Origin of the sequence: Sphingomonas gellani (assembly GCF_900110035.1) — a bacterium.
Classification (GTDB): Bacteria; Pseudomonadota; Alphaproteobacteria; order Sphingomonadales; family Sphingomonadaceae; genus Sphingomonas; species Sphingomonas gellani.
The window spans coordinates 113859-125767 of sequence record NZ_FOCF01000003.1; the positions used below are offsets into that span (position 1 = coordinate 113859).

The window sequence follows — 11909 nt, forward strand, 5'->3', positions numbered from 1 at the left end:
GGCAGGCGATCGGCCGGGGCACGGGAAGAGAACTGAGCCACGGACACCGTGCCCGACGGGTGTGGGGGCAGGCTACGACGCCGCTACCTCAAGTGGCCGCCACTCACCGTGCCAATCGTACAGCGCCGCCGTCGTGGCATATTCACGCAGGTACGAAATCCTACCGTCGCGCAGCATCGCGATGGTTGCACCGTCGAAGCTGTTCTCCTCACCGCGCCACGTATAGCGAAACGTCCACTCGGCCACCTCCCCCTCGGCGCAGGGTCGCAGATCGCGAATGGTCCAGTCGATCACGCGGCCGTCCTGCGCCAGCCAGGTGGACACCCAACGGGCGACCCGGTCGTGACCGCGGTAGATCGGGCCGAAGCTCTCGATGACGACGCAATCGGGGGTAAGCGTCGCAAGGATCGCGTCCGCGTCATGCGCCCGCCACCCGGCGATATACTGCTCCAGTCGAGACATGCGTGCTGCCCTTGGAAGTAGGTCCGAGCTTGGGAACGCAATATCGCGGACGCACGCACCAGGACAGCCGGCACGCGTGCGCCGTGCCGAGGATGCGCGGCCTTGGGTGAGCGACTGCTATCGCACCTGCCCGCGCCCCGTGGCGGCCCAGTAGATGCCGCCAAGCAGGTGCTGCAGGTAACGATCGTCCCGGTACATCTCGACGTCGTGTCCCAGCAGGGTGGTGAACACGCGTCCCTTTTCGAAGGTGTGGAACCACGCCTCCGGATGGTCCTTGCCCATGCGGTGGCCCACCTGGCCCGGCCAGATGCGTGTCGGGTCGTAACTGGTCTCGTCCGCGTTCAGCACGGGGTTGATCGCGATGTGGAACGGGTTGTCGGTGACGTAGAACTCATCGCTCCAGATCCAGCGATCGGGCAGGCCGAACGTGGCGGGAAAGGTCCTGTCGACCACCTGCAAGACGCCCGTTTGCACCATCGGATGGTTGACGAAGGACCGGCCGACCAGCTTCTCGAACCAGGGCCATGCCCCCGGTGGGACGATCGCGGCGCGGTGCACCACCACCGCATTGCCGCCGGCGCGCATATAGGTCTCGAAACGGCGGCGCTGCCCCTCGTTCAGCTGTTCGGGCGGCGTGTTGAGGAACATGACGGCCGCATATCGGCTGAGGTCGCTGTCGAACGCGGCGGGGTCGCTGGTCCAGGTCACGGCGAAGGCATGCAGCTTTGCCAGCCGGTCCAGGCTGTCGCGCGCGACCGGAATGTATTCGTAATGATATTTGCTGGGCGTCGCGATCACCAGCAGCCTGAACTGGTCATCCGCCCGCGCCGCCACCGGCATCAGCGACATCAGAAGGGCGATCAGCACCCGCACAACGGCCTTCATCGCGTACCCTCTGATTTGGCGCACCGCGACCATCGCGGGCGGGGTGGCACGGCGCAAGCGCGACCTTCGTCGGACGTGGGTATGCGGGATGTTGTGCGAATGCGGCTCCGCAACGCTGTCCTACCGGCCGTCGGTGGTGCAGGGCACGGGGGTGTCCTTCGTCGTCGCCCGGTCCGTGCCCCACCCCTGCCTGATGGTCTCCGGTGCGGCGAACTGGAGCCATGCGTTTCAGCTCTCCACTTTCTCCACTTCACATTCCTGCAATTGCCCCGCGCAGGCCGCCGGAACGGGGTTGAACCGGGTGGCCCGCAGCCGATAGACGGGACCATGGCAACACACGCTTCCGCCGCGCCGCCCGCTTCCGCCGTCGCGGCCCCGCTCATTTCGCGATCGCTGTTCGCGTTCTCGATCTTCTACGGCGGCATGGTGTGCATCGCCGGCGTGCTGGGCAACAAGCAGGTGTCGCTCGGCCCCTTGTCGCTGGTGGGGCCCATGGTCGGCCTGGGGCCACTGGCAATCGAGGCGGGGATCTTCGCCTTTCTGCTGCTGGTGGTCACATCCAGCGCGGTGGCGGAGCTGCATGGGCGCAGCGTCGCGAACAAGCTGGTGGTGTTCGGCTTCGTGCCGCTGGTCGTGTCGATCCTGTTGTCGGTACTGGTGCGCGCGCTGCCCGCCGCATCCGACATGATCCCCGCGAACCGCGACGCGATCCAGCTGGTGCTGGGCGGCACCTGGCGCATCTGGCTGGGCGGGATCATCGCCTATGGCATTTCACAGACGCTGAACGTCACCGTCTTTTCCGCGCTGAAGGGGCGGGAGGGATCACACCTGTTGTGGCTGCGTGCGGCGGTGTCCTCCATCCTCAGCCAGGTGGTCGATTCGCTGTTGTTCGTGACTATCGCCTTTGCCGGCGTGTTTCCGATCGGCGAGTTGCTGATGGGCCAGATGATCGTGAAGGTGATCCTGTCGGCGCTGCTGGTGCCGCCCGCGCTGTACCTGTTCGTCGCCTTGGGCCGGCGGCTGGACGGGCAGGCGATGCGCGCGTAACGGCCCGCGCCATGACCGATTACTCCCCCGGCCCCGAACTGCTCGCTAAGGCGGAAACGCTGACGGAGGCTCTGCCCTATCTCCAGCGCTATGCTGGGCAGACGTTCGTGGTGAAATATGGCGGCCACGCGATGGGCGCGCCCGAGTTGCAGCGCGATTTCGCCGAGGACATGGTGCTGTTGAAGGCGGTCGGCATCAACCCGGTGGTGGTGCATGGCGGCGGCCCGCAGATCGGGCGTATGCTGAAGCGGCTGGGCGTCGAATCGCGCTTCGTCGACGGGCTGCGCGTGACGGACGCGGAAACCGCTCAGATCGCGGAAATGGTCCTGGCCGGATCGATCAACAAGGAGATCGTCGGCTGGATCGGCGCGGCCGGCGGGCGTGCGGTCGGCATTTCGGGCAAGGACGCCGGGCTGGTGCGCGCGGCCAAGGTCGGGCGGCGCGACGCGGACCCGTTGCAGGGGATCGAGCGGCATGTCGACCTGGGCTTTGTCGGTGAGCCGGTGGCGGTGGACCGCCGGCTGATCGACAGCCTGTGCGCGGACGGCATCATCCCGGTGATCGCACCGATCGCGAACGGCGCGGACGGCCACACCTACAACATCAACGCCGATACCATGGCGGGCGCGATCGCGGGTGCGCTGGGGGCGGCACGACTCTTCCTGCTGACCGACGTGCCGGGCGTCCTGAACAAGGATCGGCAGCTGATGACCGACCTTCACCCCGCCGACATCGCGGCGTTGAAGGCGGACGGCACGATCACCGGGGGCATGATCCCGAAGCTGGACACCTGCGTCGCCGCGGTTCAGGCGGGCGTGGACGCGGCGGTGATTCTGGACGGGCGCGTGCCCCATGCCATGCTGCTGGAGATCTTCACCCGCACCGGCGCGGGCACGCTGGTCCGGGCGTGACCTTGCCGCTGTAGCCGGGCGCACCGACCACCGCCTAGCGACCGGACCGGATCGTCCCTATACGAAGGGGCGTATCGAACCCGGGAGCCCTTCTTGATCGCCCTTCTTCGCATCGTGCAGGTCCTGCTGGACCTCGTCTGGTGGATCATCGTGATCCAGGCGATCCTGTCGTGGCTAATCGCCTTCAACGTCATCAACACCGGCAACGAGTTCGTCCGCTCCGTCTGGTATGCGCTGGGTCGGATGACGGAGCCGCTTTATCGCCCGATCCGCCGCATCCTGCCCGATTTCGGCGCGCTGGACCTGTCGCCCCTGGTCGTGCTGCTGATCCTGTACATCCTGTCGACGATCGTGATCCCCTCGATCGCCGAACAATATGTCCTGTCCACCATCTGACGCCTGGCGCATCCGGCCTGATGGCGTGACGATCGCCGTGCGCGTCACGCCGCGCGGCGGGCGTGACGCGCTGGGCGCGGGTGGTGAGGGGGCCGGTCACTTTGCCGCGCGGCTGTCCGCGCCGCCGGTGGACGGCGCGGCCAATACGGCGCTGGTCGCGCTGGTGGCGAAGGCGTTCGGGGTACCCCGTCGCGACGTGTCGATCGAAGCGGGCACCACCGCCCGGCTGAAGCGGTTGCATCTGTCCGGCGATCCGCAGGTGCTGGCGGGAATCGCCGCCCGCCTTTATGCGGAGGCCCCATGAGCGCGACGATCATCGATGGAAAGGCCATCGCGGCCGACCTCAGGGCGCGCGTCGCCCGGGGTGTGACGGTTTTCCGGGACCAGCTGGGCCGTGCGCCCGGCCTGGCCGTGGTGTTGGTGGGGGAGGACCCGGCCTCCGCCGTGTACGTCCGCAACAAGGGGCGCTCTACGCGCGAGGCGGGCATGGAAAGCTTCGAGCATCGCCTGCCCGACACCACGACCACCGACGAACTGCTGGAACTGGTCGCGCGACTGAACGGCGACCCGGCGGTGGACGGCATCTTGGTGCAGCTGCCGCTGCCCGCGCATGTCGATGCGCAGGCGGTGTTGCAGGCGATCGACCCGGACAAGGACGTCGACGGCTTCCACCCGGTCAATGCCGGGCGTCTGGCGACCGGGCTGGACGGGCTGGTGCCGTGCACGCCGCTCGGCTGCATCATGATGCTCCGCACCGTGCATCCGAATCTGGCTGGGCTGGACGCGGTGGTGGTCGGCCGGTCCAACATCGTCGGCAAGCCGATGGCGCAATTGCTGCTGCGCGAAAGCTGCACGGTGACGGTGGTCCACAGCCGCAGCCGCGACGCCTTCGCCCATGTCCGTCAGGCGGACATCGTGGTGGCGGCGGTGGGCATTCCCGGCTTCATCCCCGGCAGCGCGATCAAGCCCGGCGCGACCGTGATCGATGTCGGCATCAATCGGACCGACACGGGCCTGGTCGGCGATGTCGACTTCGCCGCGGCGCGTGAGGTCGCCGGGGCGATCACGCCGGTGCCGGGCGGCGTCGGGCCGATGACCATCGCCTGCCTGATCCGCAACACGCTGGTCGCGGCGTCGCTGCGCGCGGGTGTGCCCTACGATCGCAGCGCGCTGTAACGCCCGGTGCTCGAACTTTACATCTCGACGTTCATCACCTTTTTCGTGGTGATCGATCCGCTCGGCTGTGCGCCGATCTTCGCGGGGCTGACATCGGGCGCGAGCAGCGTCCACCGCCGCGCGATGGCGGTCCGCGCGGTGCTGGTATCGGCGGCGATCCTGCTGGTGTTCGCGCTGTTCGGCGAGGGGTTGCTGCACGGGCTGGGCATCAGCCTGGCCAGTTTCCGGATCGCGGGCGGCATCATGCTGTTCCTGATCGCTCTGGAAATGGTGTTCGAGAAGCGGACCCAGCGGCGCGAGGATCGCGCCGCCAAGGTCGCCGAAAGTCCCGAGGTGGAGGACGTGTCGATCTTTCCCATGGCGATGCCGATGATCGCGGGCCCAGGATCGATCGCGACCGTGATGTTGCTGATGGCGCGCAACAACGGGCTGGAACGCAGCCTGATCGTGTTGGCGGCGACCGCCACGATCCTGGCGATCACGCTGGTCGCGCTGCTCGCGGCCGGGCCGATCATGCGCCTGCTCGGCACCCGGATCGAGGCGGTCATCACCCGCCTGCTCGGCGTGCTGCTCGCCGCGCTGGCGGTGCAGTTCGTCATCGACGGGCTCCAGGTCGGCTTTCGCTGACCCTTGGCCCGTCGATTCACCCGATCCGGAACAGCCTGAGCGGCGATCCGCGCGGCAGGGGCAGCGGGGTCAGCCAGTCGAATTTCCGCCCTCGCGCCAGCTGGTCGTAGAAGCCGCCGGGGTTGCGCGCGCGGTAGATCGTCGATTCCGCCATGTCGGGGCAGACCATCAGCATGGTCGCGCCGTGCCGCTTCATGATCGCATGCGCCTCCTCCGGCGATCGGCCAAAGGCGTGCTGCACGTCCAGAATGGCGTCGCCGTTGCGATGGTACGGGCCGGCGATGGCGTCGTGATGGGTCAGCGTGATGAGCCGCGGCCCCAGGTCGGTGAAGGTGAACAGCGTCTGCGCCGGATAGCGGTTCAGCGGCACCAGCGCGGGCGCGGTCATGCACATGCCGGTCGCCCGGTTGACCCGGCGCACATAGGCGTTGGGCTGGCCCGGCGGGTTGTAGTTGACGATCGGATGGCCGAACAGGTTCAGCGCGAACGGCTTCATTGCAAACGGCGCGAACGAACCGGACACCAGCAGAACGGCGCTGGCCGTGCCCAGCACCCGCACGATCGCGGAGCGGTGGCCCAGCGTCATCGGCACCAACAGCCAGGCGAGCGCCACCGCACCCGGCACCGCCAGCAGCTGTGCCGCCGGTCCGGCGCGCACCTGCCACAACAGCATCGCGCAGGCGAAGGCGGTGAACAGCGCCACTGGCGCCCAACCGGCGATCTCCGCCCGGCGCCGCGCCCGCCATGTGGCGACCAGGGCGCCGATCAGGCCGATCACCGGCAGCGTCGCGATCTGGAATCCCAGGCGGAAGGGGTGCTGATAGATCGGCTTGGCTTCCTTGACGTTGTTCAGCCAGTTGCGCGCGAGTTCGGGCGACACCTGTTCCGGGCGGCCCAGGCATTGCGGAAACAAAAGCGCGAAGCCGACCGCGACCAGCGCACCCGCGCCGACCGTCAGTGCCAGCCGCACGCCGCGCGAGGCCGGGTTGACGCGTGCCGCCGCGAACAGCAACGCGCCCGCGACCACCACCACGCTCAACCACACCGGCGTCAGCGCGTCGCAGCGCGGCACGCGGTTGGCATAGGAGGCGAAGGCGGCGAATCCGGCCGCGCTCGCCCCGGCCAGGGTCAGGCCATAGACCTGCAGACGCAGCGCATCGGCCCGGTCCCACACCCAGCGCAGCGCGATGATCGCGCCGGCCATCGCGCAATAAGGCAGCATCTCCAGCCCGATCGCCAGGCTGACCGCGCTGGCGATGCCGACGGTGGCGCCGCCGCGTGTTCCCTTCGGATCGCACAGTCCCGCCACGGTCAGGCTGAGCATCGCCAGCTGCCAGCCATGATGGTCGATGCGTTCGGGCATGAACATCAGCATGGTGGTCGGCGCGAGCAGCAGGAACACCGCCGCCACCGGCCAGGCGACGGGGGACACCAGCCGCCGCGCCGTCGCGGCCAGGCCCAGCATGGCGACCGACAGCGGGATCAGCGGCGCGATGCCGCAGGCCAGCCGCTCCGCCCACGCATTGCTGGTGAACAGGCGGAAGAACAGGATCAGCCCCGCGATCGGCAGGTCGACGATGCGGCTCCAATGGATGTTGAATCCGGTCGGCGGATTGAGCCGGTATTGCGTCAGGTCGTACCAGCCCTGGCCCGCGAGCAGCCCACGCACCTGCATCAGGCGCATGTTGTCGTCGGTATCGCCCAGCGACAGCCAGCGTACCGGACCCCAGCGATCCCACAGGTACCAGGCCATGATCGCCACCCAGGCGACCAGCACCAGCCGGACCCAATGCCGGTCCAGTTCGACCAGCAAACGGTCCCTGCCAGTCGCGCCAGGCGGCGTTCCGACCGAAGATGCTTCCCTCACGCGTTCACCCGCACTAGATGCCCGGGCTTTCGCGCCCGCGCCGCTCTATCGCGGGGGGCGGAAAGGGCAAGGCAGGCGTGGCGGCACTTACCGATCGGATCGATCATCTGAAAGCGAGCGGACTGCTGGGACAGCTTGTCCGGTTCGGCATCACGGGTGGGTTATCGAGCGTCATCTATTCGCTAGTGTACCTGCCGCTGACCCATTTCGTGTTCCGCGGCGGCCGCGCGGTGCTGGCGGTCCCCTTCGCCTTCGCGGTGGCGGTCGTGTTCGGCTATGTCATGCACAGCCGCTGGAGCTTTCGCGACCATGGCAGCCGCGACGGCGGCGCGACGCAGGGGGCGAAGTTCGTCGCCGTGCAGGGCGTCGGCCTGTCGATCAACGCGCTTGTCACCTGGATCGGTACGGTCCTGTTCCACCTGCCCGCATGGGCGCCGCTGGTCCCCGCCATCTTCCTGGCGGCGGTCATCACCTTTGCCCTCAACCGTTTCTGGGTGTTCGCCTGATGGATCGCATCGTCTACGACCGCATGGCGGCACATGATTCCACGCATTGGTGGTACCGCGCGCGCCGCGACATCCTGGCCGATTACCTGACCCGGTTCGGTGGATTGCCGGAGCGGGCGCGGATCCTGGAGATCGGCTGCGGCACCGGCCACAACCTGCCGATGCTGGCCGGTTTCGGCGAGGTGGAGGCGATCGAGATCGACCCTGCCGCGCGCCGCATCGCGTCGGAGCGGCTGGGCAAGCCGGTCGGGGCCAGCCCGCTGCCCGCGCTACCCGACGTGCCGCGCGGCGTTTACGACCTGGTCGCGGTGCTGGACGTGGTGGAGCATATCGAGGACGATGTCGCCGCGCTGAAGGCGATGGCGACGTTGCTCAAGCCCGGCGGCAAGATCCTGATCGCGGTGCCCGCGCATCAGTGGATGTGGTCCGCGCACGACGTGGTGAACCATCATCACCGCCGATATTCCAAGAAGACGCTGGTGGGCGCGATCGCGCGTGCGGGGCTGAAGCCGACGCGGCTGAGCTATTTCAACACCCTGCTGTTCCCGCTGGCGGCGGCGGCGCGGGTAATGGGGCGGCTGACCGGACGGGACGACAGCGACGATTCGCCCCCGCCGCCGGCGATCAACCGGCTGTTTGAGACGATCTTTCGCTGGGAACGTCACATGGTCGGGCGGGTGCCGATGGCGCCGGGCGTCTCGCTCGTCACGCTGGCGGTGCCGGCCTGATCGACGGCATCGGTTCGCGCGCCCTCATCCGGCGCCGTGTCCGCTGACACCACGGCCGGGGTCAGGCCCGGCTGGAACACGGGCGCGCGCCGCGCATGGGACGGTTCCGCGCGAAAGCCCAGCGTGGCGCGACCCTGCACCGGGCCGGCAACGTCCGCGACGAGGTAGAGCGGCCGTCGCTTCACCTCCACATACATGCGGCCGAGATACTCGCCGATCATACCCAGAACGAACATCTGCACCGCGCCCAGGAACACGTTGACCAGCATGGTGGACGTCCACCCCTGTACCGCGCTGCCCGACAGCCAGCCTATCAGGATGTAGACGAACAACAGCATCGACACGCCGGTCAGGATCAGCCCGGCATGGCTGGCGAAGCGCAGCGGCGCGGTGGAAAATCCGGTCACCGCGTCGAAGGCGAGGCGCAGCATCTTGCTGAGCGGGTAATTGGTCTCGCCCGCGTGCCGTTCCGCCCGGTCGTAGGGAAAGGGCACCTGACGGAACCCGACCCATGCGACCATGCCGCGGATGAAGCGTGCCTGTTCGGGCAACGACAGCAGCGCGTCGAGCGCGCGGCGGCTCATCAGCCGGAAATCGCCGGTGTCGAGCGGGATCTCCGTATCGGTCAGCCGATCGAGCATGCGGTAGAAGACGGCGGCGGTCGCCTTCTTGAACAGCGTCTCGCCGGCCCGCTTGCGGCGCACCGCATAGACCACGTCCGCCTCCTGCTCCACCATGGCGCGGCGCATGTCGGCCAGCAGTTCTGGCGGGTCCTGCAGGTCGGCGTCGATGATCAGGATCTGCTCGCCCGCCGACAGGTCCAGCCCGGCGGTCAGGGCGAGTTGGTGGCCATGGTTGCGCGACAGGTTGATCGCCACCAGCCGCGGGTCGCTCTGGGTCAGCCGCTGCATCACGGCCCAGCTGTCGTCGCGTGAGCCGTCGTTGATGAGCACGATCTCATGATCGTCGCCGACCGCCGCGTGCGCCGCCGCCGACACGCGGGCGTGCAGCGCGTCCAGGCACGCCGCCTCGTTGTAACAGGGAATGACGACGGACAGCGCGGGACGGTGCATAAGCGGACGCTTCTAGCGCGGGGGAAAGGGGGCGTCACCCGTTCGCGGGGCGCACCGGCGTCCCTGGGCCTCCAGGATGGCGCGGCGGATCACACGCGCTCCACCGCGTTGACCACCTCCGCCGCGCGCAGGGCCGCGAGCAGGCGCATCAGCTGCTGGACGTCGTGCACCTCCACGTCGATGACGTTGGTGTGCAGCCCGGTGTCGCGGTTGTCGAGGCGCAGGTTGATGATGTTGGCACGGTGCGCGCCGATGATCGTCGCCAGCACGCCCAGCGCGCCGGGCTCGTTGCGCACCTCCACCGCCAGGCGCGCCACGGCGCCCTCCGTCTTCTCGCCCCAGGCGATGTCGACCCAGTCGGTTTCGCCCTCCGCCCGTTCGGCCAGCTCGCCCAGCACCGGGCAATCGATGCGGTGCACCTCGATCCCCGCATCGGGACGGCGCAGGCCGACGATGCGGTCGCCGGGCACCGGGTGGCAACAGGTGGCGAGGTTGTACGCGACCCCTGGCGTCAGGCCCTTGATCGAGATGGCGCTGGATTGCGGGGCGTGCTGGACATCGGCGCCCGCCGCCCCCGGCATCAGCGCCTCCATCACCGCGGCGTCCGACAGGCTGCGCCGCGCGATCGCGGTCATCAGCGCCGTCTCGTCCGCCAGTTTCAGCCGCTTCAGCGCGTGGCCGAGCGCATCGGCGCCGATCTGCGCCGGCAGCCGCTGCACGATGTCGTCGTACAGCTTGCGGCCCAGCCCAATCGTTTCGTCACGCTCCTTCTGGCGCAGGTGGCGCCGGATGGCGGCCAGTGCCTTGCCGGTTATCGCGAAGCTCAGCCAACCGGGCTGCGGCTCCTGCGCCTGCGATCGCAGGATCTGCACCTGATCGCCATTCTCGATCGTCGTGCGCAGCGGTACCACCCGGCCGTTGATCTTCGCGCCCACCGCCTGGTCGCCCAGGTCGGTATGCACCGCATAGGCGAAGTCGATCGGCGTCGCGCCCTTGGGCAACTGGATCAGTTCCCCCTTGGGCGTGAAGGCGAAGATGCGATCCTGGTACATCGCCATGCGGGTGTGTTCCAGCAGCTCCTCGGGGCTGCCGGCGGTGTCGAGGATTTCGACCAGATCGCGGATCCAGCCGACATGCGGCTCGGGCTCGGCGGCCGCCTTCTGCTTGTAGGCCCAATGCGCTGCGAAGCCCATTTCGGCCTGGGCATGCATTTCCGCGGTGCGGATCTGGATCTCCACGCGCGTGTTGTCGGCGTGGATCACCGTGGTGTGCAGCGAGCGATAGCCGTTGCGCTTGGGGTTGGAGATGTAATCCTTGAACCGGCCGGGCACCGCGTGCCAGCGGCGATGGATCAGGCCCAGCGCGCGGTAGCAGTCGTCGACGTCGGGCACGATCAGCCGGAACGCCATGATGTCCGACAGCTGTTCGAAGCTGACCCGCCGCTCCGACATCTTGCGCCAGATGGAGAAGGGATGCTTCTCCCGCCCCGACACCTCCGCCTCCAGCCCGGCGCGCGACAGGATCAGCTTCAACCCCGATGCGATCTTCGCGATCCGGTCGCCGCCGCCTTCCTTCAACTGGGCCAGCCGGCGGGTGATCGATTCGTACGCCTCCGGCTCGAGCTGTTCGAAGGCAAGCGTCTGCATCTCCTTCATGAATTCGTACATGCCGATCCGCTCGGCGAGCGGGGCGTAGATCTCCATCGTCTCACGCGCGATGCGTCGGCGCTTTTCCGGCTTGGCGATGAAGTGCAGCGTGCGCATGTTGTGCAGCCGGTCGGCCAGCTTCACCAGCAGCACGCGGATGTCGTCCGACATGGCGAGCAGGAACTTGCGGAGATTCTCCGCCGCGCGTTCGCTTTCGGTCTGCGCCTCGATCTTGGACAGCTTCGTGACGCCATCGACCAGCCGCGCGACGCTGGGGCCGAACACACGCTCGATCTCCTCGGACGTGGCGACCGTGTCCTCCACCGTGTCGTGCAGGATCGCGGTGGCGATCGTCTCGTCGTCCAAGTGCAGGTCGGTCAGGATGCCCGCCACCTCGATCGGGTGGCTGAAATAGGGGTCGCCATTGGCACGCTTCTGGCTGCCATGCGCGTGCATGGAAAACACATAGGCGCGGTTGAGAAGCGCCTCGTCGGCATCCGGATCGTAGTCGAGGACCCGATCGACCAATTCATATTGTCTGAGCACGTTGTCCTAGACGTGCGGGGAGCCGCGCTGCTTTGCAAC

13 protein-coding genes are annotated in these 11909 nt (G+C 68.0%); 8 read left to right on the plus strand and 5 right to left on the minus strand.

What is annotated here, in order from left to right; translation table 11 throughout:
- Positions 1-72 precede the first annotated feature (72 nt).
- Both BMX37_RS07340 and BMX37_RS07345 read right to left on the minus strand, forming a co-directional pair.
- Positions 73-462: a nuclear transport factor 2 family protein gene (locus BMX37_RS07340; RefSeq protein WP_093665040.1), complete on the minus strand. Its 390-nt coding sequence runs from the start codon at positions 460-462 to the stop codon at positions 73-75.
- 117 nt (positions 463-579) lie between these two features.
- On the minus strand, positions 580-1347 hold the full coding sequence (locus BMX37_RS07345; RefSeq protein ID WP_093665042.1) for a ThuA domain-containing protein: 768 nt from the start codon (positions 1345-1347) through the stop codon (positions 580-582).
- A 327-nt stretch (positions 1348-1674) separates the two neighbouring features.
- On the opposite strand from BMX37_RS07345, the gene BMX37_RS07350 reads away from it, so the two are divergent.
- From BMX37_RS07350 to BMX37_RS07375, 6 genes are all read left to right on the plus strand, one after another.
- Entirely contained in the window at positions 1675-2394 is a 720-nt protein-coding gene (locus BMX37_RS07350) for a queuosine precursor transporter (RefSeq protein WP_093665044.1), read from the plus strand.
- A gap of 11 nt (positions 2395-2405) precedes the next feature.
- On the plus strand, positions 2406-3305 hold the full coding sequence (gene argB, locus BMX37_RS07355; protein WP_093665046.1) for an acetylglutamate kinase: 900 nt from the start codon (positions 2406-2408) through the stop codon (positions 3303-3305).
- A 93-nt stretch (positions 3306-3398) separates the two neighbouring features.
- Positions 3399-3701, plus strand: a complete 303-nt coding sequence (locus BMX37_RS07360; protein ID WP_093665048.1) for a YggT family protein — start codon at positions 3399-3401, stop codon at positions 3699-3701.
- Positions 3702-3726: 25 nt separating this feature from the next.
- Positions 3727-4005 (plus strand): DUF167 domain-containing protein, encoded by a 279-nt coding sequence (locus BMX37_RS07365; RefSeq protein WP_244501445.1) that lies wholly within the window; start codon positions 3727-3729, stop codon positions 4003-4005.
- Complete coding sequence (gene folD / locus BMX37_RS07370) at positions 4002-4877, plus strand: bifunctional methylenetetrahydrofolate dehydrogenase/methenyltetrahydrofolate cyclohydrolase FolD (protein WP_093665052.1); 876 nt, start codon at positions 4002-4004, stop codon at positions 4875-4877. Before BMX37_RS07365 ends, folD begins: the two co-directional genes overlap by 4 nt.
- A gap of 6 nt (positions 4878-4883) precedes the next feature.
- Complete coding sequence (locus tag BMX37_RS07375; RefSeq protein ID WP_093665054.1) at positions 4884-5504, plus strand: MarC family protein; 621 nt, start codon at positions 4884-4886, stop codon at positions 5502-5504.
- A gap of 16 nt (positions 5505-5520) precedes the next feature.
- Here the strand turns inward: BMX37_RS07375 and BMX37_RS07380 are convergent, their stop codons facing one another.
- Positions 5521-7371: an AcrB/AcrD/AcrF family protein gene (locus BMX37_RS07380; RefSeq protein WP_425288442.1), complete on the minus strand. Its 1851-nt coding sequence runs from the start codon at positions 7369-7371 to the stop codon at positions 5521-5523.
- A gap of 77 nt (positions 7372-7448) precedes the next feature.
- Here BMX37_RS07380 and BMX37_RS07385 point away from each other — a divergent pair, with 77 nt between their 5' ends.
- Positions 7449-7877 (plus strand): GtrA family protein, encoded by a 429-nt coding sequence (locus tag BMX37_RS07385; RefSeq protein ID WP_244501446.1) that lies wholly within the window; start codon positions 7449-7451, stop codon positions 7875-7877.
- A complete protein-coding gene (locus BMX37_RS07390; protein WP_093665058.1) occupies positions 7877-8605 on the plus strand; it encodes a class I SAM-dependent methyltransferase in 729 nt (242 codons plus the stop codon). The genes BMX37_RS07385 and BMX37_RS07390 overlap by 1 nt, the downstream gene beginning before the upstream one ends.
- Here BMX37_RS07390 and BMX37_RS07395 read toward each other — a convergent pair.
- Positions 8539-9678 carry a glycosyltransferase family 2 protein gene (locus BMX37_RS07395; protein ID WP_093665060.1) on the minus strand — a complete coding sequence of 380 codons (1140 nt, stop codon included), beginning with the start codon at positions 9676-9678 and terminating at the stop codon, positions 8539-8541. The two genes, BMX37_RS07390 and BMX37_RS07395, sit on opposite strands and share 67 nt — an antisense overlap.
- Positions 9679-9767: 89 nt before the next feature.
- Complete coding sequence (locus BMX37_RS07400) at positions 9768-11870, minus strand: RelA/SpoT family protein (RefSeq protein WP_093665061.1); 2103 nt, start codon at positions 11868-11870, stop codon at positions 9768-9770.
- Positions 11871-11909 lie beyond the last annotated feature (39 nt).

Coding starts and splice junctions, on each gene's coding strand:
- BMX37_RS07350 (WP_093665044.1), top strand. CDS start 1,675: ATGGCAACACACGCTTCCGCCGCGCCGCCCGCTTCCGCCGTCGCGGCC.
- BMX37_RS07340 (WP_093665040.1), bottom strand. CDS start 462: ATGTCTCGACTGGAGCAGTATATCGCCGGGTGGCGGGCGCATGACGCG.
- BMX37_RS07345 (WP_093665042.1), bottom strand. CDS start 1,347: ATGAAGGCCGTTGTGCGGGTGCTGATCGCCCTTCTGATGTCGCTGATG.
- BMX37_RS07395 (WP_093665060.1), bottom strand. CDS start 9,678: ATGCACCGTCCCGCGCTGTCCGTCGTCATTCCCTGTTACAACGAGGCG.
- argB (WP_093665046.1), top strand. CDS start 2,406: ATGACCGATTACTCCCCCGGCCCCGAACTGCTCGCTAAGGCGGAAACG.
- BMX37_RS07390 (WP_093665058.1), top strand. CDS start 7,877: ATGGATCGCATCGTCTACGACCGCATGGCGGCACATGATTCCACGCAT.
- folD (WP_093665052.1), top strand. CDS start 4,002: ATGAGCGCGACGATCATCGATGGAAAGGCCATCGCGGCCGACCTCAGG.